Below are 22,374 nucleotides of genomic sequence, written 5' to 3'. Positions count from 1 at the left end.
ATTATCTCCTGTCGCTCACAGCACTTCGGGAGCGAGCGAGACGATCTTCATGAACTTCTCGGAACGAAGTTCACGGGTCACCGGCCCGAAGATGCGGGTGCCGATCGGCTCCTGCTTGTTGTTCAGCAGGACGGCGGCGTTGCCGTCGAAACGGATCAGCGAACCGTCGGCGCGACGCACACCCTTGCGGGTACGCACCACGACGGCGTCGTAGACTTCGCCCTTCTTGACCTTGCCGCGCGGGATCGCGTCCTTCACGGTGACCTTGATGATGTCGCCGATGTGGGCATAACGGCGCTTCGAGCCGCCCAACACCTTGATGCACATCACTTCCTTGGCACCGGAGTTGTCAGCGACGTCGAGGTAGCTCTGCATCTGGATCATGATTCAGGCTCCTTATTTCGCTGCGCGGGTGATGATTTCCACCACCCGCCAGTTCTTGGTCTTGGACAGCGGCGCAATCTCGGTCACACGCACGAAATCACCTTCGTTGCAGGTGTTCTCGGCGTCGTGAGCGTGCAGCTTGGTCGAGCGCTTGATGTACTTGCCGTACAGGGCGTGCTTGACCTGGCGCTCCACCAACACAGTGACCGTCTTGTCCATCTTGTTGCTGACGACACGGCCTTCGACCGTGCGCAGCGTCTTGCTTTCAGTATTTTCGCTCATCGCAGCCATCCTTACTTCGTGCTGCCGATCAGGTGCTTGACGCGAGCGATCTCGCGGCGCACCCGGCGGGTTTCGTGGGTCTTCGGCAGCTGGCCGGTGGCGGCCTGCATGCGGAGCGAGAACTGCTCCTTGCGCAGGTCGACCAGGTGGGCCTTCAGTTCGTCAGCCGACTTCTCGCGGAGTTGTTTGATGTCCATCAGCGCACCGTCCGGGTCACGAAAGTGGTGGTGACCGAGAGCTTGGCCGACGCCAGGCGGAACGCCTCGCGTGCGATTTCCTCGGAAACACCCTCGATTTCATAGATCATGCGGCCCGGCTGGATCTGGGCGACCCAGTACTCCACGCCGCCCTTACCGGCACCCATTCGGACTTCGATGGGCTTCTTGGTGATGGGCTTGTCCGGGAAAACGCGGATCCACATCTTGCCGCCACGCTTGACGTAACGGCTGATCGAACGACGGGCCGCTTCGATCTGGCGCGCGGTCAGCTGGCCGTGAGCGGTGGCCTTCAGGCCGTACTCACCGAAGCTGACGGCATTGGCGCTCCAGCTCAGGCCGTCGTTGCGGCCCTTGAACATCTTGCGGTATTTGGTTCGCTTGGGTTGCAACATTGCCGTTACCTCGCTTCACGAGCCGGGCGCGACGGACGGTCGGCACGGTCGCCACGATCGTTGCGATCGCTGCGCGGGCTGTCGTCCTGCTTTTCCTGGCCAACCTGGGAGAAATCGAAGACTTCGCCCTTGTAGATCCAGACCTTGATGCCGATGATGCCGTAGGTGGTGCTGGCCTCAGCGAAACCGTAGTCGATGTCGGCGCGCAGGGTGTGCAGCGGCACGCGGCCTTCGCGGTACCACTCGGAACGGGCGATTTCAGCGCCGTTCAAGCGGCCAGCCACGTTGACCTTGATGCCCAGGGCACCCAGGCGCATCGCGTTGCCGACCGCACGCTTCATCGCGCGGCGGAACATGATGCGACGCTCCAGCTGCTGCGCGATCGACTCGGCGACCAGCTGCGCGTCCAGCTCCGGCTTGCGCACTTCGGTGACGTTGATGTGCGCCGGGACGCCCATCACTTCGCTCACTTCCTTGCGCAGCTTCTCGATGTCCTCACCACGCTTGCCGATCACCACGCCCGGACGGGCGGTGTGGATCGTCACGCGCGCGGTCTTGGCCGGACGCTCGATCAGGATCTTGGAGATACCGGCCTGCGCCAGCTTCTTGCGAAGCATCTCGCGGACCTTCAGGTCGGCCGCCAGGTAGCTGGCGAACTCGGCCTTGTTGGCGTACCACTTGGAGTTCCAGTCCTTGGCGATGCCCAGGCGGATACCAATCGGATGTACTTTGTGACCCATCGTTATTTGCCCTCGCCCACGACCACGGTGATGTGGCTGGTGCGCTTGAGAATGCGCGTGCCGCGGCCCTTGGCGCGGGCCATGAAGCGCTTCAGGCTCGGACCTTCATCAACCATGATGGTCTTGACCTTCAGCTCATCGACGTCGGCGCCCTGGTTGTTCTCGGCGTTGGCGATAGCCGACTCCACCACCTTCTTGATGAGGGCGGCAGCCTTCTTGTCCGAGAACTTCAGCAGGTTGACCGCACGCTCGGCCGGAAGACCGCGCACCTGGTCAGCGACCAGACGGGCCTTCTGCGGGGAGATGCGCGCGGTGCGCAGGATTGCTTTCGCTTCCATCGTCATCTCTCCTTACTTGCCCGACTTCTTGTCAGCACCGTGACCCTTGAAGGTCCGGGTGATGGCGAATTCGCCGAGCTTGTGACCGACCATGTTCTCGTTGACGAGAACCGGAACGTGGTTCTTGCCGTTATGCACGGCGATGGTGACGCCTACCATTTCCGGCAGGATCATCGAACGGCGCGACCAGGTCTTGATCGGCTTCTTGCTGCCCGCGGCGGCCTCCACCTTCTTGACGAGGTGGTGATCGACGAACGGGCCCTTCTTGAGTGAACGTGCCATGGTCGATTAGCCCCTACGATCGCGGACGATGAACTGCTGGGTGCGCTTGTTATGGCGCGTCTTGTAGCCCTTGGTCGGGACACCCCACGGGGTGACCGGATGCGGGTTACCCTGGCCGGCCTTGGCCTCACCACCACCGTGCGGATGGTCCACCGGGTTCATGGCGGCGCCGCGGACGGTCGGCTTGACACCACGCCAGCGTGCAGCACCGGCCTTGCCGAGCTTCTGCAGGTTGTGCTCGTCGTTGCCGACTTCACCGATGGTGGCGCGGCACTCGACCGGCACCTTGCGCATTTCACCCGAGCGCAGGCGCAGGGTGGCGTAGATGCCTTCACGGGCGACCAGCTGCACGCCGGCGCCAGCGGCGCGGGCGATCTGCGCACCCTTGCCCGGCTTCAGCTCGATGCCGTGGATGGTGGTACCGACCGGGATGTTGCGCAGCGGCAGGGTGTTGCCGGTCTTGATCGGCGCATGCGCGCCGGAGATGACCTGGTCACCCGCCTTCAGGCCCTTCGGGGCGATGATGTAGCGGCGCTCACCGTCGACGTAGCACAGCAGGGCGATGTGGGCGGTGCGGTTCGGATCGTATTCGATGCGTTCCACGCGCGCCGGAATGCCTTCCTTGTTGCGCTTGAAGTCGATGATGCGGTAGTGCTGCTTGTGGCCGCCACCCATATGACGGGTGGTGATGCGGCCATGGTGGTTGCGACCACCGGACTTGCTCTGCGGCTCCAGCAACGCGGCGTGCGGCGCGCCCTTGTGCAGATCGGGCGTGACCACGCGCAGGGCCGAACGGCGGCCTGCGGAGGTGGGCTTGAATTTCATCAATGGCATGGGATGTACCTCAGGCCTTGGCCGTTACATCGATGGACTGGCCATCGGCCAGGCGCACGTACGCCTTGCGCCAATCGCCGCGACGGCCAGCGCGGTTACGGAAGGACTTGCTCTTGCCCTTGACGTTGACCACGTTGACGGCCTCGACCTTGACGTCGAACAGCTGCTCGACCGCGGCCTTCACATCGGCCTTGGTTGCTTCGTTCGAGACTTCGAAGACGTACTGGTTGGAGAGTTCCTGCAGGCGCGCGGTCTTTTCGGAGACTCGCGGAGCGCGCAGCACGCTGAAGATTTTTTCGTTGCTGCTCATGCCAGCCACTCCTCGACCTTCTTGACCGCATCGGCGGTGATGACGACCGTGTCGGCAGCGACCAGAGCGACCGGATCCAGACCCTGGACGTCACGCACCTGCACGTAGGGCAGATTGCGGGCCGACAGGTACAGGTGCTCGGAAGCCTCTTCGGTGACGATCAGCGGACGCTTGCCCACTTCCAGGCCAGCCAGCTTGCCGATCAGACCCTTGGTGCTGGTCGCTTCCACGTCGAAGGACTCGACGATGGTCAGGCGGCCCTGGCGGTTCAGCTCGGACAGGATGGCGCACATGGCGGCGCGATACTGCTTGCGGTTGACCTTCTGCTCGAAGCTGCGCGGCTTGGCCGCGAAGGTGACGCCACCGCCGACGAAGATCGGAGCGGTCAGGGCACCGTGACGAGCGCCACCACCCTTCTGCTTCTTCGACTTCTTGGTGGTGCCAGCCACTTCAGAGCGCGTCTTCTGTGCCTTGGTACCGGCGCGAGCGGCGTTGCGGTAGGCAACGACGACCTGGTGAACCAGATCTTCGCTGAAATCGCGGCCGAACACGGCTTCGGAGACCGAGACCTTGTTGTTGCTACCCGTGATAACGAGTTCCATCGTCATCTCTCCTTATGCCTTGCTCGCCGGACGCACGATCACGTCGCCACCGGCAGCACCCGGAACGGCACCACGGACGGCAATCAGACCACGCTCGACGTCGACCTTGACCACTTCCAGGTTCTGCGTGCTCTGCTGCACGGCACCCATGTGGCCGGCCATCTTCTTGCCCGGGAAAACGCGACCCGGGGTCTGGCGCTGGCCCAACGAACCCGGCGCGCGATGCGACAGCGAGTTACCGTGGGTGGCGTCGCCCATGGTGAAGTTGTAGCGCTTGATGGTGCCCTGGAAGCCCTTGCCCTTGGTGACACCCTGGACGTCGACGATCTGGCCGACTTCGAAGATGTCCGCCTTGACTTCGCCACCGACGGCGTAATCGCCGATCTGGGCGTCCTCGACGCGGAATTCCCACAGGCCACGACCGGCTTCGACCTTGGCCTTGGCGAAGTGGCCGGCTTCCGGCTTGTTCACCAGGGCGGCGCGACGGGCGCCGACGGTCACCTGCACGGCGCTGTAGCCGTCGGTTTCGACGGTCTTGATCTGCGCGATGCGGTTCGGGGTGGCTTCGATCAGGGTCACCGGGATGGACAGGCCATCTTCAGTGAAAACGCGGCTCATGCCGGCCTTGCGGCCCACGAAGCCCAACGAATACTTCTTCGTCATGGTCGTAGTCCTCAGGTCAGCTTGATCTGAACGTCGACGCCGGCAGCCAGTTCGAGCTTCATCAGCGCGTCCACGGTCTTGTCGTTGGGGTCGACGATGTCGAGCACGCGCTTGTGCGTGCGGGTTTCGTACTGGTCACGCGCGTCCTTGTCGACGTGCGGGGAAACCAGAACGGTGTAACGTTCGATCTTGGTCGGCAGCGGGATCGGGCCACGCACTTGCGCGCCGGTCCGCTTGGCCGTTTCAACGATCTCGCTGGCCGAGCGGTCGATCAAACGATGATCGAACGCCTTCAGCCGAATCCGGATCTTTTGGTCCGCCATGACGGTGTTCCTATAGGTCTAAAGAGCGACAGGCCCGGCCTCTTGTGTACCGGACCCCATGAATGCGCGGCCATGCCACCCGGCCGTCGCGCGAATCCCTTCAAAACAGCAAGGCGGCCCGGTTTCCCGGCCCGCCCAGACACAAACAAACGCGCAGAAAGCGCCCCGAACCTTCCGGAGCGACCCACGCGACCTGTCCTTAGTCTGGCGAATACGAAGCGCGTCCTGCCCTTCATTTCGCTGGTTGCGGAGCCCATGCAAGCATGAGTCCCGCGAGTGGTCGTGCATTCTGTCAGCATTCCCGGGGCTTTGCAAGCCCCCGGCACTCCGTCCCTCTTGCGCTTCAGCTGCCGGCCATGCTTGGACGGGCGGACGCTTCCGCGCGCCCGTCTAGACCCCTCATTCCGCGGTGGCGCCGGCCTGCAGCAGGCTGTTGAACAGCAGCTTGAACGAACCGTGGGTCTGCGAGCGGAAGGTGATGTCCGTCCCGAAGAAGGTCAGGCGCCCGGCACCGACGTCGGCCTCGGCGGCCAGCACCCCGCCCTGCAGGTGCTCCTGGCCCCAGGCCCAGCCGCTGCGCAGCGGCGTGGCCGAGTCGAAGCGCAGCAGCGGGCGGATGTCGCCGCGGCCAGCAGGAAGATCGAACACCGGGGCATTGTCCCAGCGACCGTCGGAGAAGTACACGTCCAGGCGCTGCGGCAACCCCCAGTTGAGCGGGCGCGACTTGTCCACCGCCACCTGCAGCACGCTGCCGGGAATGTAGTACTCGCGCTGGTTGAGCGCACGGGACTGGCCGTCCGCCCCCTTGCCCAGCAGATGGCTGCGCAGCGGCAGGCCGAGCTGCAGCGCCAGCCCGCTGGAGGAACCGGTGGCGACGACATGGCCGCCGGCCTGCAGGAAGCAGCGCAGCGCAGCGACCGCCGGCTCGCCGTCCAGCTCGCCCAGCATCGGGCGGAACTCGGCCGGAATGGTGGCCGGGTCTGGCGAGGCCGGTGCACGCCCGGCCTTGCCTTCGATCGCAAGCTCCCCGGGCAGCGGCAGCGCGCCACTGGGCAGGATCAGCACGTCGAACCGGCTGCGCAGGTCACCATCGAGGATCTGCTGCGGATAGACCACTTCATAGTCGAAGCCGAAGTTTTCCAGGACCAGCCGCGTCCAGCCGGAGACCATGGAGCCGCCATAGTGGTCCCACAGCGCGATACGCGGCGCCTTCATCGGCTCGCCACCCTTGACGCTACGGCCAGCGACGGTCGCCACCACACCGGTGCCACGCAAGGCCCCGGCCATGGTCGACGCCGATGCGGATGGCACGAAGAAGGCGCCATCGCGGTCATGCAGGCGCCGCACCGGCACGCCGGCCTTGAGCAACCGGTTGACCGCGATCACGCTGTTGTTGGCTCGCGCATCGAGCAGGTAGCCGGTGGCCGAGGCGGGCACCGGCACGTCAGCCGGCACCTGCAGTTGCCCTGCCGGCAGCGCCTCGAACGGGCCATCGAACCCTTCCAGCACGCGATCGAACGCCACGCCCATCTGGAAGGCCAGCGTCCAGCCGGCCGAGTCGTAGGGCGCGATCGGCGGGCCGCCGGCGTACTCGAAGTCATGCGGATGGTCCTGCGGCTCGAACATGTCCAGCACGTGCGGCCGGAACGCCTGGTCGGCCTTGACCACGAACGAGCCGGCCGGATACCTGCGGCCGGCCACGGCGAACGGCCGGGTCGCACGCTCCACCTCGACCCCCGCCAGCTGCAGCGCATTGACGAAGGCGGTCGCGGTCGGGAAATCCGCCTGGTCGGCCGGGATGATATAGCCGCGCGGATCGCGCTGCTCCGGGCGCCGCAGCAGGGCGCTCACCTGCCCCGCATCCAGCTCCGCCGCCGGCTTGCCGTCCTTGCCTGCGTCGGCGCGGGCCTTGGCCAGGACGCTCGGACTGGCCGTCCAGGTATCGCGGCTGCCGCGCTCGATGGAATTGCGGCCCATGCGGTAGATGTTCCACAGCAGCTGCTCGCGGTTGCGCGAGGCATAGTCCAGCAACGCCCAGTTGGCGGTCAGGCTGTAGTCGATGGACTGGCGGAAATGCCAGGTCTGCGCCGGCACCGGCGCCGGCAGGTTGCTGTCGGGCAGCTGCCGGTCCGGCAGGAACGGGATCTGCATCGGCGTCGGGTTGCCGGTGATTTCGGTCAGCACGCCGAGCATGTTGTGGAAGTACGGCATGGTGCGCAGGCCGCCGTTCCACCAGGTGGAATACACGCTGCCGCCCTTGGATACCGCACCCGGCTTGTTCTCCTGCAGGAAGCGCAGGTTCATCGTCGAGCCGAGCGATTCCAGCCCGACCGGGATCATCGCGTCGATGTTGTAGTTGTACGGATCGCGGTACGGCGGGATCACGATGACCGTGCCCTTGGGCGAGGTCTGGTGGTGGTTGTAGACGATCTGCGGGTACCAGCGCGTGTACATCGCCAGGTTGAGGTTGCGCGTTTCCTGCAGCGCGGCCATGTAGAAGTCGCGGTTGTTGTCGTGGCCGGCGTACTTCTGGTACAGGCGCGGCGGCTTGTCGAGCACGCGCCTGGCCGGCACCGGCTCGCGCATGTACCAGTCCGAATACAGCTCCTGCCCGTCCGGATTGGCATGGACCAGCAGCACGATCGTGTCGTTGAGGATGCGCCGGGTCTCCGCGTCGTCGCGGCTGGCCAGCTGCCACACGGTCTCGATCAGCTGGTGCGCGCCGACGGTCTCGTTGGCATGCAGGCCGCCGTCGATCCACACCACCGCCTTGCCCTGCTCCGCCAGCCCGCGCGCGACGGCCTCGTCATCGCGCGCCCGCGCCAGGCGCTCGGAGATGCCGCGGTACTCGTCCAGTTTTGCCAGGTTGGCTGGCGAGGAGGCGACCAGCATCAGCTGCGGGCGCCCTTCCGAGGTCCTGCCCAGCTCAACGAGCCGGAACCGGTCGGAGCCGGCGGCGACCTTGCGGAAATACGCCTCGGTCTGGGTATAGGTGGCGAGCATGTAATCCTCGCCGATGGTGAAGCCGAAGTGCTCCTTAGGCGCCGGTGCCGCCGCCTGCGCCACTGCGGCGATCGCCGCCAGCGCTACTGCCAGCGCCACCCTGCGCCGCCGTTGTCCCGAACCTCGCAACATCCCGTTTTCTCCTGGTCTCTATCTTGTTGGCGGCCGCAACCGCGGCACGCACCTTAAGCACCCCCGCCACCGGTTTCACGTAGCAAAGGTCACGACGGCAGCACAGCCCATTGATACAAGAGCGGAACAGCGGGCATTTTCCGCCACCTGCGGATGCGGGAAGCCATGGCGCATCGCGCCCGGTGACGCCAGGCCGCACTGGCTGGACCCGGCCGGAAAGGCCTCAGCGAGGCGCAGCCCTGCTTTACGGAAAGCGGATCACGGCGGCCTTGTAGCGCCGGGCAACACCCGGCGGGGCCTGGCCAGAAAGGCTCCAGCGGGGCGTTGCCCCGCTCTACAGAACGTGGATCACGGCGGCTTTGTAGCGCCGGGCAACGCCCGGCGGGCCTGGCCAGGAAGGCTTCAGCCGGGCGTTGTCCCGCTCCACGGGAACGCAGGGGATGCTTTCCCCTGGCTGGCGGAGTCACAAAAAAGGGCGGCCCGGAGGCCGCCCTTCTTTCACGCTCCCCGCGGACGGGGAAGACGCGCTTACTTGGTGATCTTGGCAACCACGCCGGCGCCGACGGTACGGCCGCCTTCGCGGATCGCAAAGCGCAGGCCTTCGTCCATCGCCACCGGGTTGATCAGCGTGACCGACATCTTCACGTTGTCGCCCGGCATCACCATCTCGACGCCCTCCGGCAGCTCGCAAGCGCCGGTGATGTCGGTGGTACGGAAGTAGAACTGCGGACGGTAGCCCTTGAAGAACGGGGTGTGACGGCCGCCCTCGTCCTTCGACAGCACGTACACTTCGGCGTCGAACTGGGTGTGCGGGGTGATCGAACCCGGCTTGGACAGAACCTGGCCGCGCTCCACGTCGTCACGCTTGGTGCCGCGCAGCAGCAGGCCCGCGTTGTCGCCCGCCTGGCCCTGGTCCAGCAGCTTGCGGAACATTTCCACGCCGGTCACGGTGGTCTTCTGGGTCGGGCGGATGCCGACGATTTCGATTTCGTCGCCCACCTTGATGATGCCGCGCTCGATACGACCGGTCACCACGGTGCCGCGGCCCGAGATCGAGAACACGTCTTCCACCGGCATCAGGAACGGCTTGTCGACGTCACGCTCCGGGGTCGGGATCCAGCTGTCCAGCGCATCGACCAGCTTCAGGATCGCCGGCACGCCGATGTCGCTCTGGTCGCCTTCCAGCGCCAAGCGGGCCGAACCCGAGATGATCGGGGTGTCGTCGCCCGGGAAGTCGTACTTGCTCAGCAGCTCGCGCACTTCCATTTCCACCAGCTCGAGCAGCTCGGCGTCGTCCACCATGTCGGCCTTGTTCAGGAACACGACGATGTACGGCACGCCGACCTGGCGCGACAGCAGGATGTGCTCGCGGGTCTGCGGCATCGGGCCGTCAGCGGCCGAGCACACCAGGATCGCGCCGTCCATCTGCGCGGCACCGGTGATCATGTTCTTGACGTAGTCGGCGTGGCCCGGGCAGTCGACGTGCGCGTAGTGGCGGCTCGGGGACTCGTACTCGACGTGCGAGGTGGAGATCGTGATGCCGCGCGCCTTCTCTTCCGGCGCCTTGTCGATGGCGTCGTAAGCGTGGAACTCGCCACCGAAACGCTCGGCGCCGACCTTGGTCAGTGCGGCGGTCAGCGTGGTCTTGCCATGGTCGACGTGGCCGATGGTGCCGACGTTGACGTGCGGCTTGGTGCGCTCAAACTTGCTCTTGGACATTTTGCGATTCCTTGATTAGCTCAAAATTTTTGGGAAGGACCCGAGCCGGGGCTCAGGCCTTCTTGATGACGGTGTCGGCGATGTTGTTCGGCGCCGGCTCGTAATGGTCGAACTCCATCGTGAAGGTCGCGCGACCCTGGGTCTGCGAACGCAACGCGGTGGCGTAGCCGAACATCTCGCCCAGCGGGATCATCGCATTGATGATGCTGGCCGAGCCATCACCGGTGGTGCCCGAGCCCTGCAGCACGCCGCGACGACGACTCACGTCGCCCATCACGTCGCCCTGGTAGTCCTCCGGGGTGACGATCTCGACCTTCATGATCGGCTCCAGCAGCACCGGCTTGGCCTTGGCGAAGCCCTGCTTGAAGGCCATCGACGAAGCCAGCTTGAACGCCATTTCCGACGAGTCGACGTCGTGGTACGAGCCGAACACCAGCTTGACCTTCACGTCCACCACCGGGAAGCCGGCCAGCGGGCCACTGGTGATGGTCTCGCGCAGGCCCTTTTCCACGGAAGGAATGAATTCCTTCGGGATCACGCCGCCGGTGATTTCGTTCAGGAACAGGAAATCGTCCTTGATCAGCGGAGCGATCTTCGGATCGGCGCGGTCTTCGGCGGTGATCGGCGACAGCTCGATCACGACGTGACCGTACTGGCCCTTACCACCGGACTGCTTGGCGTGCTTGTAGTCCGACTTCACGTCCGCGGCCTGGATGGTCTCGCGGTAGGCCACCTGCGGCTTGCCGACGTTCGCCTCGACGCTGAACTCGCGCTTCAGGCGGTCGACGATGATGTCCAGGTGCAGCTCGCCCATGCCCGAGATGATCGTCTGGCCCGACTCTTCGTCGGTCTTGACGCGGAACGACGGATCTTCCTGCGCCAGGCGGCCCAGGGCCATGCCCATCTTTTCCTGGTCGGACTTGGTCTTCGGCTCGACGGCCATCGAGATCACCGGCTCCGGGAACGCCATGCGCTCCAGGATGATCGGCGCTTCCGGCGCGCACAGGGTATCGCCGGTGGAGGTGTCCTTCAGGCCCACCGCCGCGGCGATGTCACCGGCCAGAACTTCCTTGATTTCCTCGCGGTTGTTCGAGTGCATCTGCAGGATGCGACCGATGCGCTCCTTCTTGCCCTTGACCGAGTTCAGCACGGTGTCGCCACCGCTCAGGGTGCCCGAGTAGACGCGGAAGAAGGTCAGCGCGCCGACGAACGGGTCGGTGATGATCTTGAACGCCAGCGACGAGAACGGGGCCTTGTCGTCGGAATGACGGCTCAGCTCCTTGGTTTCGTCGTCAACGTCCACGCCCTTCACGTCCGGCACGTCCACCGGCGACGGCAGCAGCTGGATCACGCCGTCGAGCATGGCCTGCACGCCCTTGTTCTTGAACGCCGAGCCGCAGTACATCGGCACGATCTCGGTCGCCAGCGTACGGACGCGCAGCGCTTCGATGATCTCGGCCTCGGCCAGCTCTTCGCCGCCCAGGTACTTTTCCATCAGCTCTTCGCTGGCTTCGGCAGCCGTCTCGATCATGAAGGTGCGCGCCTCTTCGGCTGCGTCCTTCATGTCGGCCGGCACTTCGCCGTACTCGAACTTCATGCCCTGCGAGGCTTCATCCCACTGGATGGCCTTCATCTTGAGCAGGTCGACAACGCCCTTGAAGTTCTCTTCGGCGCCGATCGGCAGCTGCATCGGCACGGCGACGGCGCCGAGCTTGGCGCGCAGCTGGTCACGGACCTTCAGGAAGTTCGCGCCGGTACGGTCCATCTTGTTGACGAACGCGATGCGCGGCACGTGGTACTTGTTGGCCTGGCGCCACACGGTTTCCGACTGCGGCTGCACGCCACCCACGGCGCACAGCACGAACACCGCACCGTCGAGCACGCGCAGCGAGCGCTCCACTTCGATGGTGAAGTCGACGTGCCCGGGGGTGTCGATGATGTTGAAGCGGTGCTCCGGCAGGGACTTGTCCATGCCCTTCCAGAACGCGGTGGTGGCAGCGGACTGGATCGTGATGCCACGCTCCTGTTCCTGCTCCATCCAGTCCATGGTGGCGGAGCCATCGTGCGTTTCGCCCAGCTTGTGGTTCTTGCCGGTGTAGAACAGGATGCGCTCGGACGTGGTGGTCTTGCCGGCATCGATGTGGGCCATGATGCCGAAGTTGCGGTAACGCTCGATGGGAGTGGAACGGGCCACGGGGAGCCTCTCAGATTTTTCGGATTTCGGAATGGCCGAATGCCGCCTTTCGGCGGCCTTCGGGTTGGCGCGGCGATTCTGTCACCGCGAGGTGACACCCAGATGGTGTCACCGGCCTGTATTCACAAGGCCTTCAAACTCACCAGCGGTAGTGCGCGAACGCCTTGTTCGCTTCCGCCATGCGGTGGGTTTCTTCACGCTTCTTGATGGCGCCGCCACGGTTTTCCGAGGCGTCCAGCAGTTCGGCGGCCAGCTTGCGCGGCATCGAGTTCTCGCCACGCTTGCGCGCCGATTCGATCAGCCAGCGCATCGCCAGGGCCATCTTGCGCGAGGCACGCACTTCGACCGGCACCTGGTAGGTGGCGCCGCCGACGCGGCGGGACTTCACTTCGACGGCCGGAGCCACGTTGTCCAGCGCCTTCTGCACCAGCTCGACGGCATTCGGATTCTTCTCGCCGATCACGTCCATGGCGCCATAGACGATCTTTTCAGCGATCGACTTCTTGCCGCTCAGCATCACCATGTTGATGAAGCGGGCGATGGTTTCGCTTCCGTGCTTCGGATCGGGCAGGACGGAACGCTGCGGGGTATTACCTTTACGCGACATAGTGCTCTCTCCTTAGGCCTTCGGACGCTTGGCGCCGTACTTGGAACGGGCCTGGCGACGCTTGGCGACGCCGGCGGCGTCGAGCGAGCCACGAACGGTGTGGTAACGCACACCCGGCAGGTCCTTGACGCGACCGCCGCGGATCAGGACCACGGAGTGCTCCTGCAGGTTGTGGCCTTCACCACCGATGTAGGAAATCACTTCTTCCTGGTTGGTCAGGCGGACCTTGGCAACCTTGCGCAGAGCCGAGTTCGGCTTCTTCGGAGTGGTGGTGTAGACACGGGTGCAGACGCCACGGCGCTGCGGGCACTTGTCGAGCGCCGGCGAGGCACTCTTGTAGGTGGTCGCTTGCCGCGGCTTGCGGACCAGCTGGTTGATCGTCGCCATCAGTAGGTTCTTCTGATTGGGGCCGTAAAAACGGCCAAGGATGCGGAAAATGTAAAGCAGGCCCAAAATTCAGGCCTGCCGAGACAGACGATTGTAGCAACCCCTCCAGAACGCGGTCAAATGCGTCCTGTCAAGGCCAGCCCTGATCCCGGGCCGTTACAGGGGGGCCTCCATGTACCCCGTTCAGGTTGAACCGCCGGCCCGCGGACGGACCGGCAATTCTTCAAAGCGCCCGGCCAGACGATGGCCGGACCTACCTCATTCCTCGCCGCCTGCAGCCTGTTCAGCTTCAGTCGACGCGACCTCCGACTCGACCACCGCGGCCGTACCGGCCAGGGTCTCGATCTCCGACTCGGTCAGGCCGGAGGCGCCGCGACGGCGCTTGGTATGGTACGCAAGGCCGGTACCCGCCGGAATCAGGCGGCCGACGATCACGTTTTCCTTCAGGCCGCGCAGGTTGTCGGCGGTGCCGCGCACGGCCGCCTCGGTCAGCACGCGGGTGGTTTCCTGGAACGACGCCGCCGAGATGAACGACTCGGTCGCCAGCGAAGCCTTGGTGATGCCCAGCAGCACCGGCTCGAAGCGGGCCGGCAGCTCGTTGCGGGACGCCAGCCTGGCGTTTTCCTCGATCACGCGCTGGCGCTCGGCCTGCTCACCATTGAGGAACTTGCTGCCGCCCTGGTCGATGATCTCGACCTTGCGCAGCATCTGGCGCGAGATCACTTCGATGTGCTTGTCGTTGATCTTCACGCCCTGCAGGCGGTACACGTCCTGGATTTCCTTGACCAGGTAGCGCGCCAGTTCCTCCACGCCCTTCAGGCGCAGGATGTCCTGCGGGCTCGGCTCGCCGTCCACCACGGTTTCACCGCGGGTCACGTGCTCGCCTTCGAACACGATGATCTGGCGGTACTTCGGGATCAGCTCTTCGTGCTCGGAACCATCGGTGTCCTTGATGATCAGGCGCTGCTTGCCCTTGGTGTCCTTGCCGAAGCTGATGATGCCCGAACGCTCGGCCAGGATCGCTGGATCCTTCGGCTTGCGCGCTTCGAACAGGTCGGCCACGCGCGGCAGACCACCGGTGATGTCGCGGGTCTTCGACGCTTCCTGCGGGATCTTGGCGACCACGTCGCCCACGCCCACCGGGGCGCCGTCCTGCAGGTTGACGATCGAGCGCGGCGGCAGCAGGTACTGCGCCGGCAGGTCGGTGCCCGGGATGGTCAGGTCGTTGCCCTTGCCATCGACGATGCGGACCAGCGGACGCAGATCCTTGGCCTGCGAGCCACGACGCTTCGGATCGGTGATTTCGCGCGACGCCAGGCCGGTCAGCTCATCGGTCTTCTCGATGACGGTGATGCCGTCGACGAAGTCGATGAAGCGGATGAAACCGGCCACTTCGGACACGATCGGGTGGTTATGCGGATCCCAGTTGGCCACGGTCTGGCCAGCCTTGATCTCGGCGCCGTCCTTGACGGTGATGGTGGCACCGTACGGCAGCTTGTAGCGCTCGCGCTCGCGGCCGTGGGCATCGAGCACCGACACTTCGCCCGAACGCGACACCGCCACCAGCGAACCGTTGGCGTGGTCGACGTGCTTGAGGTTGTTGAACTTGACCGAACCGGTGGTCTTGACGGTGATGTTGTCCACCGCCGCCGCACGCGATGCCGCACCACCGATGTGGAACGTACGCATGGTCAGCTGGGTACCCGGCTCGCCGATCGACTGCGCGGCGATGACGCCGACCGCTTCGCCGATGTTGACGATGTGGCCACGGGCCAGGTCGCGGCCGTAGCAGCGGCCGCAGACGCCGAAGGCCGATTCGCAGGTGATGGTCGAACGCACCTTGATCGACTGCACGCCGGCTTCTTCCAGCTTGTTCACCCACTGCTCGTCGAGCAGCGTGTTGCGGGTGACGATCGGATCCTCGTCGTTGCCCGGCAGGAACACGTCCTCGGCCACGACGCGGCCCAGCACGCGGTCCTTCAACGGCTCGACCACGTCGCCGCCTTCCACGATCGGGGTCATGGTCAGGCCTTCGACGGTGCCGCAGTCGACTTCGGTGATCACCACGTCCTGCGCCACGTCGACCAGGCGGCGGGTCAGGTAACCCGAGTTCGCCGTCTTCAGCGCGGTATCGGCCAGACCCTTACGGGCACCGTGGGTGGAGTTGAAGTACTCCTGCACGTTCAGGCCTTCGCGGAAGTTCGCCTTGATGGGCGTCTCGATGATCGAGCCGTCCGGGCGGGCCATCAGGCCGCGCATGCCGGCCAGCTGGCGGATCTGCGCCTGGCTACCACGGGCGCCGGAGTCGGCCATGATGTACAGCGAGTTCATCGACTTCTGGTCGACGGTCTTGCCTTCGGCGTCCTCGACCTTCTCGGTACCGATGGTTTCCATCATCGCCTTGGCGATGCGCTCGTTGGTGCGCGACCAGATGTCGACCACCTTGTTGTAGCGCTCGCCGGCGGTGACCAGGCCCGACTGGTACTGCTCCTGGATTTCCAGCACTTCCTGCTCGGCTTCGCCCAGGATGCCCTTCTTCTCGTCCGGGATCAGCATGTCGTCGATGCCGATCGACACGCCGGCGCGAGTCGCGTAAGCGTAGCCGGTGTACATCAGCTTGTCGGCGAACACCACGGTGTCCTTCAGGCCCAGCAGACGGTAGCTCTGGTTGATCAGGCGCGAGATGTTCTTCTTGGTCATCTCGGTGTTGCACAGCTCGAACGGCAGGCCCTCGGGCATGATCTCGCTCAGCAGCGCACGGCCGACGGTCGTGTCCTGGATCGAGGCCTTGCTGACCTTGTTGCCCTGTTCGTCGCGCTCGACCTGGGTGATGCGCACCTTGACCCGGGCGTGCAGCTCGACCACGCGGTTGTCGTAGGCGCGCTTCACTTCGTTGGTGTTGGCGAACACCATGCCCTCGCCCTTCTTGTTGATCAGGGCACGGCTGAGGTAGTACAGGCCCAACACCACGTCCTGCGACGGCACGATGATCGGCTCGCCGTTGGCCGGCGACAGGATGTTGTTGGTGGACATCATCAGCGCGCGCGCTTCCAGCTGGGCTTCCAGCGAGAGCGGCACGTGGACGGCCATCTGGTCACCGTCGAAGTCGGCGTTGAACGCGGTGCAGACCAGCGGGTGCAGCTGGATGGCCTTGCCCTCGATCAGCAGCGGCTCGAACGCCTGGATGCCGAGGCGGTGCAGGGTCGGCGCGCGGTTCAGCAGCACCGGATGCTCGCGGATGACTTCTTCCAGGATGTCCCAGACTTCGCCTTCCTCGCGCTCGACCAGCTTCTTGGCGGCCTTGATGGTGGTGGCCAGGCCACGACGCTGCAGCTTGGCGAAGACGAACGGCTTGAACAGCTCCAGCGCCATCTTCTTCGGCAGGCCGCACTGGTGCAGCTTCAGGTACGGACCGACGGTGATCACCGAACGGCCGGAGTAGTCGACGCGCTTGCCGAGCAGGTTCTGGCGGAAGCGACCCTGCTTGCCCTTGATCATGTCGGCCAGCGACTTGAGCGGGCGCTTGTTGGTGCCGGTGATGGCACGGCCGCGACGGCCGTTGTCCAGCAGGGCGTCAACCGATTCCTGCAGCATGCGCTTTTCGTTGCGCACGATGATGTCCGGAGCATTGAGCTCCAGCAGGCGGCGCAGGCGGTTGTTGCGGTTGATGACGCGGCGGTACAGATCGTTCAGGTCGGAGGTCGCGAAGCGGCCACCGTCCAGCGGCACCAGCGGGCGCAGGTCCGGCGGCAGCACCGGCAGCACGGTCATAACCATCCACTCCGGGCGGTTGCCCGACTCGAGGAAGGCTTCGACCAGCTTGATGCGCTTGGTCAGGCGCTTGAGCTTGGTTTCCGAACCGGTGGAGGCGATTTCCTCGCGCAGCTTCACCATTTCGGCCTGCAGGTCGATGGTGCGCAGCAGTTCGTACACGGCTTCGGCGCCCATGGCGGCGTCGAAGTCGTCGCCGTGCTCCTGGCGCGCCTGCAGGTACTGTTCTTCGGTCAGCAGCTGGCGGCGCTCCAGGGCGGTCAGGCCCGGCTCGGTCACCACGTAGGCTTCGAAGTACAGCACGCGCTCGATGTCGCGCAGGGTCATGTCCAGCATCAGGCCGATGCGCGACGGCAGCGACTTGAGGAACCAGATGTGGGCGACCGGCGAAGCCAGGTCGATGTGGCCCATGCGCTCGCGGCGCACCTTGGCCAGGGTCACTTCGGTGCCGCACTTCTCGCACACGACGCCGCGGTGCTTCATGCGCTTGTACTTGCCGCACAGGCACTCGTAGTCCTTCACCGGGCCGAAGATGGCGGCGCAGAACAGGCCGTCGCGTTCCGGCTTGAAGGTGCGGTAATTGATGGTTTCCGGCTTCTTCACCTCGCCGAAGGACCAGGAGCGGATCAGGTCCGGCGAAGCCAGGCCGATCTTGATCGCGTCGAAGTCCAGCGTCTGGCGCTGCTGGTTGAAGAGATTGAGCAGGTCTTTCATGGTGTTCTCCGAAAGGAGGAATGCTGTGTCGATGGGCTGTCAGGGCGCTGCCGGCGGCGCCGCCGCATCACTGCGGCGGCGCCTGCGCGATCAGTTGTCTTCCAGTTCCATGTTGATGGCCAGGGAGCGGATTTCCTTCACCAGCACGTTGAAGGATTCCGGCATGCCCGCGACCATCTCGTGCTCGCCGTCGACGATGTTCTTGTACATCTGGTTGCGGCCCTGCACGTCGTCGGACTTCACCGTCAGCATTTCCTGCAGGGTGTAGGCCGCGCCGTAGGCTTCCAGCGCCCAGACTTCCATCTCACCGAAGCGCTGGCCGCCGAACTGCGCCTTGCCGCCCAGCGGCTGCTGGGTGACGAGCGAGTACGGGCCGGTCGAACGGGCGTGCATCTTGTCGTCGACCAGGTGGTTCAGCTTCAGGTAGTGCATGTAGCCGACGGTGGTCTTGCGGTCGAACGCCTCGCCGGTGCGGCCGTCGTACAGCTGCATCTGCGTCTTGCTGCCGTTGAAGCCCAGCTGCTCGGTGTCCTTGTCGCCGTCCGGGTACGCCAGGTTCAGCATCTCGCGGATCTCGTCCTCGTGCGCGCCGTCGAACACCGGGGTGGCCATCGGCACGCCGTCGGTCAGGTTCTTGGCCAGCGCCACCAGCTGTTCATCGCTGAACTGCGACAGGTCGACGCGATCGCCGGCCAGCTTGGTGTCGTGGTTGTAGATCTTGCCGAGGAACTCGCGCAGCTCGTTCACCGCACGCTGCTGCTCCAGCATCTTCTGGATGCGCTTGCCCAGGCCCTTGGCGGCCCAGCCCAGGTGCACCTCGAGGATCTGGCCGATGTTCATACGCGACGGCACGCCCAGCGGATTCAGGCAGATGTCCACCGAAGTACCGTCGGCCATGTACGGCATGTCCTCGACCGGCACCACGTTGGAGACCACGCCCTTGTTGCCGTGACGGCCGGCCATCTTGTCGCCCGGCTGGATGCGGCGCTTCACGGCCAGGAACACCTTGACCATCTTCAGCACGCCCGGAGCGAGGTCGTCGCCCTGGGTGATCTTGCCGCGCTTGTCGGCGAAGCGACGCTCGAATTCCTTCTCGTGCGCCTGGATCTGCTTCTGCGCGCGCTCGATGGCTTCGGAGGCGTCCTCGTCCTTCATGCGCAGGGTGAACCAGTCGGCCTTCTTCAGGCCGTCGAGGAGGGCGTCGCTGATGGTGTCGCCCTTCTTCAGGCCGGCACCGCCGTTGGCCACCTTGCCGACGATCTGCGAGCGCAGGCGCGCGTAGATCGCCGCTTCCAGGATGCGGAACTGGTCGTCGAAGTCCTTCTTGACGCGCTTGATCTCGTTCTCTTCGATCTGGCGCGCGCGCTTGTCCTTCTCGATGCCGTCGCGGGTGAAGACCTGCACGTCGATGACGGTGCCGTCCATGCCCGGCGGAACGCGCAGCGAGCTGTCCTTAACGTCCGAAGCCTTCTCGCCGAAGATCGCGCGCAGCAGCTTCTCTTCCGGGGTCAGCTGGCTTTCGCCCTTCGGCGTGACCTTGCCGACCAGGATGTCGCCGGCGCGGACTTCCGCACCGATGTACACCACGCCGCTCTCGTCCAGGCGGTTCAGCGCCTGCTCGGAGACGTTCGGGATGTCGGCGGAGATTTCCTCCGGCCCCAGCTTGGTGTCGCGCGCGACGCAGGTCAGCTCTTCGATGTGGATCGTGGTGTAGCGATCCTCTTCCACCACGCGCTCGGAGAGCAGGATGGAGTCTTCGAAGTTGTAGCCGTTCCACGGCATGAACGCGATCAGCATGTTCTGGCCCAGTGCCAGTTCACCGATGTCGGTGGACGGGCCGTCGGCCAGCACGTCGCCGCGCGCGATCACGTCACCCACGTTCACCAGTGGACGCTGGTTGATGCAGGTGTTCTGGTTCGAACGGGTGTACTTGATCAGGTTGTAGATGTCGACGCCGGCGTCGGCGGCATCGGTGATCTCGTTCTCGTTGACCTTGACCACGATGCGGCCAGCGTCGATCTGCACGATGTCACCGCCGCGACGGGCGTTCACGGTCACGCCCGAGTCGCGCGCCACGGCACGCTCGATGCCGGTACCCACCAGCGGCTTCTGCGCGCGCAGGGTCGGCACGGCCTGGCGCTGCATGTTCGCGCCCATCAGCGCGCGGTTGGCGTCGTCGTGCTCCAGGAACGGCACCAGCGCCGCGGCGACCGACACGGTCTGCATCGGCGAGACGTCCATGAAGTGCACTTCCGCCGGCGGCTTCAGCAGCGACTCGCCCTGGTAGCGGCACGGTACGAACTGCTCGGTGAGCATGTTCTTGGCATCGGTCAGGGCGTTGGCCTGGGCGATGACGTACTCGTTCTCCTCGATCGCCGACAGGTACTCGACGTCGTCGGTGACCTTGCCGTCCACGACCTTGCGGTACGGGGTCTCGAGGAAACCGTACTGGTTGGTGCGGGCGAACACGGCCAGCGAGTTGATCAGGCCGATGTTCGGGCCTTCCGGGGTTTCGATGGTGCAGACGCGGCCGTAATGGGTCGGGTGCACGTCGCGCACTTCGAAGCCGGCGCGCTCGCGGGTCAGGCCGCCCGGGCCCAGCGCCGAGACGCGACGCTTGTGCGTCACTTCCGACAGCGGGTTGTTCTGGTCCATGAACTGCGACAGCTGCGAGGAGCCGAAGAACTCCTTGATCGCAGCGGCCACCGGCTTGGCGTTGATCAGCTCCTGCGGGGTCAGGCCCTCGGACTCGGCCATCGACAGGCGCTCCTTGACCGCGCGCTCGACACGGACCAGGCCGACGCGGAACACGTTCTCGGCCATTTCGCCGACCGAACGCACGCGACGGTTGCCCAGGTGGTCGATGTCATCGACCACGCCGCGACCGTTGCGGATCTCGGTCAGGACCTTGATCACGTCCAGGATGTCCGAACCCTCGCCATGCGCGGCGACCAGGCGCTTGGACTCCTCGTCGTTGCGCTCGCCGAAGTACTTCTGGTCGTACAGCACGGCCTCGCCGGTGACTTCCTTGCGGCCGACACGGCGGTTGAACTTCATGCGGCCGACCGTCGACAGGTCGTAGCGCTCGAAGGTGAAGAACAGGTTGTGGAACAGGTTCTGCGCGGCGTCCTTGGTCGGCGGCTCACCCGGGCGCATCATGCGGTAGATCTCGACCAGGGCCTCGAGCTGGGTCTTGGTCGGGTCGATGCGCAGGGTGTTGGACAGGTACGGACCGCGGTCCAGGTCGTTCACCCACAGGGTGCCGACCGCGTCCACGCCAGCCTTGCGGAAGTTCTGCAACTGCTCGTCGGTGATCTCGTCGTTGGCCTGGGCCAGCAGCTCGCCGGTGTTGGCGTCGACGACGTCGTGCGACAGGATGCGGCCGACCAGGTAGTCGTCCGGCACGGCCAGCGCGGCGATGCCCGAGGCCTGCAGCTGCTTGACGTGGCGCGCGGTGATGCGCTTGCCGGCTTCCACGATGACCTTGTCGCCATCAGCCAGGTCGAAGCCCAGGGTTTCGCCACGCAGGCGCTCGGCCACCAGCTCCAGCTGCACACCCTCGCCTTCCGGCAGGATGTGGAAGGTGTTGATGTCGAAGAACTCGTTGAGCATTTCTTCGTTGTTGTAGCCGAGCGCGCGCAGCAGGATCGACACCGGCAGCTTGCGGCGGCGGTCGATACGGGTGAACAGCGCATCCTTCGGGTCGAACTCGAAGTCCAGCCAGGAGCCGCGGTAGGGGATGATGCGGGCGCTGTACAGCAGCTTGCCCGAGCTGTGGGTCTTGCCGCGGTCGTGGTCGAAGAACACGCCCGGCGAACGGTGCAGCTGCGACACGATGACGCGCTCGGTACCGTTGACGATGAAGGTGCCGTTGTCGGTCATCAGCGGGATCTCGCCGAGGTAGACCTCCTGCTCCTTCACGTACTTGATCGCCTTGGTGGACGATTCCTTGTCGTAGATGACCAGGCGCACGGTCACGCGCAGCGGCGCGCCGTAGCTCATGCCACGCTGGCGGCACTCGCGCTCGTCGAACACCGGCTCGCCCAGCTTGTAGCCCACGTACTCCAGGGCGGCATTGCCGCTGTAGCTGGAGATCGGGAACACCGACTTCAGCGCGGCGTGCAGGCCGTGGTCGGAGCGCTTGGCCGGATCAACGTTTTCCTGCAGGAACTCGCGGTACGAGTCGACCTGGATGGCCAGCAGGAACGGCACCTCGAGGATCGAGCGCTGCTTGCCGAAATCCTTGCGGATGCGCTTTTTTTCGGTGTACGAATAGGACGTCATGGGATCTTCCACCTTGTTGTGCAGGCCGTGCGTCCACGACCCGGAAGGGAACTTTTAAATTGTCAGTTGGAAGTCGCTGGTATTGCCGGCACCAGCACGCCTTCTCCCGCTACTTCCAACTGCCAACTCGTCTGCCTGCCGCCCTGTCCGCCGCGCGATGCGCTGGCCGGCAGGGGTTGGAACGCAGCCCGTGTT

The 22,374-nt window shown here is 65.0% G+C and carries 19 protein-coding genes; all 19 read right to left on the bottom strand.

The window, feature by feature from the left end; translation table 11 throughout:
* Positions 1-15: 15 nt before the first annotated feature.
* Positions 16-384 carry a 50S ribosomal protein L14 gene (gene rplN, locus ABB22_RS05755; RefSeq protein WP_003479595.1) on the bottom strand — a complete coding sequence of 123 codons (369 nt, stop codon included), beginning with the start codon at positions 382-384 and terminating at the stop codon, positions 16-18.
* Between the two features lie 12 nt (positions 385-396).
* Complete coding sequence (gene rpsQ / locus ABB22_RS05750; protein WP_055767498.1) at positions 397-666, bottom strand: 30S ribosomal protein S17; 270 nt, start codon at positions 664-666, stop codon at positions 397-399.
* 11 nt (positions 667-677) lie between these two features.
* Positions 678-863 (bottom strand): 50S ribosomal protein L29, encoded by a 186-nt coding sequence (rpmC, locus tag ABB22_RS05745; protein ID WP_055767495.1) that lies wholly within the window; start codon positions 861-863, stop codon positions 678-680.
* Positions 863-1,276: a 50S ribosomal protein L16 gene (gene rplP / locus ABB22_RS05740; RefSeq protein WP_055767492.1), complete on the bottom strand. Its 414-nt coding sequence runs from the start codon at positions 1,274-1,276 to the stop codon at positions 863-865. The genes rpmC and rplP overlap by 1 nt, the downstream gene beginning before the upstream one ends.
* A gap of 5 nt (positions 1,277-1,281) precedes the next feature.
* Complete coding sequence (gene rpsC, locus ABB22_RS05735) at positions 1,282-2,016, bottom strand: 30S ribosomal protein S3 (protein ID WP_054663315.1); 735 nt, start codon at positions 2,014-2,016, stop codon at positions 1,282-1,284.
* Positions 2,017-2,018: 2 nt separating this feature from the next.
* Positions 2,019-2,354: a 50S ribosomal protein L22 gene (gene rplV, locus ABB22_RS05730; RefSeq protein WP_054668596.1), complete on the bottom strand. Its 336-nt coding sequence runs from the start codon at positions 2,352-2,354 to the stop codon at positions 2,019-2,021.
* Positions 2,355-2,366: 12 nt separating this feature from the next.
* Entirely contained in the window at positions 2,367-2,636 is a 270-nt protein-coding gene (rpsS, locus tag ABB22_RS05725; protein ID WP_055767489.1) for a 30S ribosomal protein S19, read from the bottom strand.
* A gap of 6 nt (positions 2,637-2,642) precedes the next feature.
* A complete protein-coding gene (rplB, locus tag ABB22_RS05720) occupies positions 2,643-3,470 on the bottom strand; it encodes a 50S ribosomal protein L2 (protein ID WP_055767486.1) in 828 nt (275 codons plus the stop codon).
* A 10-nt stretch (positions 3,471-3,480) separates the two neighbouring features.
* Positions 3,481-3,780, bottom strand: coding sequence for a 50S ribosomal protein L23 (gene rplW / locus ABB22_RS05715; RefSeq protein WP_054663307.1), 300 nt, complete (start codon positions 3,778-3,780; stop codon positions 3,481-3,483).
* Entirely contained in the window at positions 3,777-4,382 is a 606-nt protein-coding gene (gene rplD / locus ABB22_RS05710; protein ID WP_055768477.1) for a 50S ribosomal protein L4, read from the bottom strand. The genes rplW and rplD overlap by 4 nt, the downstream gene beginning before the upstream one ends.
* 12 nt (positions 4,383-4,394) lie before the next feature.
* Entirely contained in the window at positions 4,395-5,045 is a 651-nt protein-coding gene (gene rplC / locus ABB22_RS05705) for a 50S ribosomal protein L3 (protein ID WP_055767485.1), read from the bottom strand.
* 11 nt (positions 5,046-5,056) lie between these two features.
* Entirely contained in the window at positions 5,057-5,368 is a 312-nt protein-coding gene (rpsJ, locus tag ABB22_RS05700; protein ID WP_005408208.1) for a 30S ribosomal protein S10, read from the bottom strand.
* Between the two features lie 399 nt (positions 5,369-5,767).
* Positions 5,768-8,503 (bottom strand): M14 family metallopeptidase, encoded by a 2,736-nt coding sequence (locus ABB22_RS05695; RefSeq protein WP_055767483.1) that lies wholly within the window; start codon positions 8,501-8,503, stop codon positions 5,768-5,770.
* Positions 8,504-9,031: 528 nt separating this feature from the next.
* Positions 9,032-10,222 carry an elongation factor Tu gene (gene tuf, locus ABB22_RS05690; protein ID WP_057505101.1) on the bottom strand — a complete coding sequence of 397 codons (1,191 nt, stop codon included), beginning with the start codon at positions 10,220-10,222 and terminating at the stop codon, positions 9,032-9,034.
* A 52-nt stretch (positions 10,223-10,274) separates the two neighbouring features.
* Positions 10,275-12,416: an elongation factor G gene (gene fusA, locus ABB22_RS05685; protein WP_055767477.1), complete on the bottom strand. Its 2,142-nt coding sequence runs from the start codon at positions 12,414-12,416 to the stop codon at positions 10,275-10,277.
* A 139-nt stretch (positions 12,417-12,555) separates the two neighbouring features.
* The gene (gene rpsG / locus ABB22_RS05680) at positions 12,556-13,023 is read right to left on the bottom strand and encodes a 30S ribosomal protein S7 (protein WP_055767474.1); all 468 of its coding nucleotides are present in this window, start codon (positions 13,021-13,023) and stop codon (positions 12,556-12,558) included.
* A gap of 12 nt (positions 13,024-13,035) precedes the next feature.
* Positions 13,036-13,410, bottom strand: coding sequence for a 30S ribosomal protein S12 (rpsL, locus tag ABB22_RS05675; RefSeq protein ID WP_004145320.1), 375 nt, complete (start codon positions 13,408-13,410; stop codon positions 13,036-13,038).
* Between the two features lie 258 nt (positions 13,411-13,668).
* Positions 13,669-17,895 (bottom strand): DNA-directed RNA polymerase subunit beta', encoded by a 4,227-nt coding sequence (gene rpoC / locus ABB22_RS05670; RefSeq protein WP_055767470.1) that lies wholly within the window; start codon positions 17,893-17,895, stop codon positions 13,669-13,671.
* A gap of 90 nt (positions 17,896-17,985) precedes the next feature.
* Positions 17,986-22,179: a DNA-directed RNA polymerase subunit beta gene (gene rpoB, locus ABB22_RS05665; protein WP_057505106.1), complete on the bottom strand. Its 4,194-nt coding sequence runs from the start codon at positions 22,177-22,179 to the stop codon at positions 17,986-17,988.
* Positions 22,180-22,374 lie beyond the last annotated feature (195 nt).

The organism is Stenotrophomonas nitritireducens (assembly GCF_001431425.1).
Classification (GTDB): domain Bacteria; phylum Pseudomonadota; class Gammaproteobacteria; order Xanthomonadales; family Xanthomonadaceae; genus Stenotrophomonas; species Stenotrophomonas nitritireducens.
The sequence above is the reverse complement of the archived record's forward strand: the minus strand, read 5'-3'. Positions and strand labels throughout refer to the sequence as shown.

Excerpts from the sequence above, each read along its gene's own strand:
- rplN (WP_003479595.1), bottom strand. The coding sequence starts at position 384 with ATGATCCAGATGCAGAGCTACCTCGACGTCGCTGACAACTCCGGTGCC.
- rpsQ (WP_055767498.1), bottom strand. The coding sequence starts at position 666 with ATGAGCGAAAATACTGAAAGCAAGACGCTGCGCACGGTCGAAGGCCGT.
- rpmC (WP_055767495.1), bottom strand. The coding sequence starts at position 863 with ATGGACATCAAACAACTCCGCGAGAAGTCGGCTGACGAACTGAAGGCC.
- rplP (WP_055767492.1), bottom strand. The coding sequence starts at position 1,276 with ATGTTGCAACCCAAGCGAACCAAATACCGCAAGATGTTCAAGGGCCGC.
- rpsC (WP_054663315.1), bottom strand. The coding sequence starts at position 2,016 with ATGGGTCACAAAGTACATCCGATTGGTATCCGCCTGGGCATCGCCAAG.
- rplV (WP_054668596.1), bottom strand. The coding sequence starts at position 2,354 with ATGGAAGCGAAAGCAATCCTGCGCACCGCGCGCATCTCCCCGCAGAAG.
- rpsS (WP_055767489.1), bottom strand. The coding sequence starts at position 2,636 with ATGGCACGTTCACTCAAGAAGGGCCCGTTCGTCGATCACCACCTCGTC.
- rplB (WP_055767486.1), bottom strand. The coding sequence starts at position 3,470 with ATGCCATTGATGAAATTCAAGCCCACCTCCGCAGGCCGCCGTTCGGCC.
- rplW (WP_054663307.1), bottom strand. The coding sequence starts at position 3,780 with ATGAGCAGCAACGAAAAAATCTTCAGCGTGCTGCGCGCTCCGCGAGTC.
- rplD (WP_055768477.1), bottom strand. The coding sequence starts at position 4,382 with ATGGAACTCGTTATCACGGGTAGCAACAACAAGGTCTCGGTCTCCGAA.
- rplC (WP_055767485.1), bottom strand. The coding sequence starts at position 5,045 with ATGACGAAGAAGTATTCGTTGGGCTTCGTGGGCCGCAAGGCCGGCATG.
- rpsJ (WP_005408208.1), bottom strand. The coding sequence starts at position 5,368 with ATGGCGGACCAAAAGATCCGGATTCGGCTGAAGGCGTTCGATCATCGT.
- ABB22_RS05695 (WP_055767483.1), bottom strand. The coding sequence starts at position 8,503 with ATGTTGCGAGGTTCGGGACAACGGCGGCGCAGGGTGGCGCTGGCAGTA.
- tuf (WP_057505101.1), bottom strand. The coding sequence starts at position 10,222 with ATGTCCAAGAGCAAGTTTGAGCGCACCAAGCCGCACGTCAACGTCGGC.
- rpsG (WP_055767474.1), bottom strand. The coding sequence starts at position 13,023 with ATGTCGCGTAAAGGTAATACCCCGCAGCGTTCCGTCCTGCCCGATCCG.
- rpsL (WP_004145320.1), bottom strand. The coding sequence starts at position 13,410 with ATGGCGACGATCAACCAGCTGGTCCGCAAGCCGCGGCAAGCGACCACC.
- rpoC (WP_055767470.1), bottom strand. The coding sequence starts at position 17,895 with ATGAAAGACCTGCTCAATCTCTTCAACCAGCAGCGCCAGACGCTGGAC.
- rpoB (WP_057505106.1), bottom strand. The coding sequence starts at position 22,179 with ATGACGTCCTATTCGTACACCGAAAAAAAGCGCATCCGCAAGGATTTC.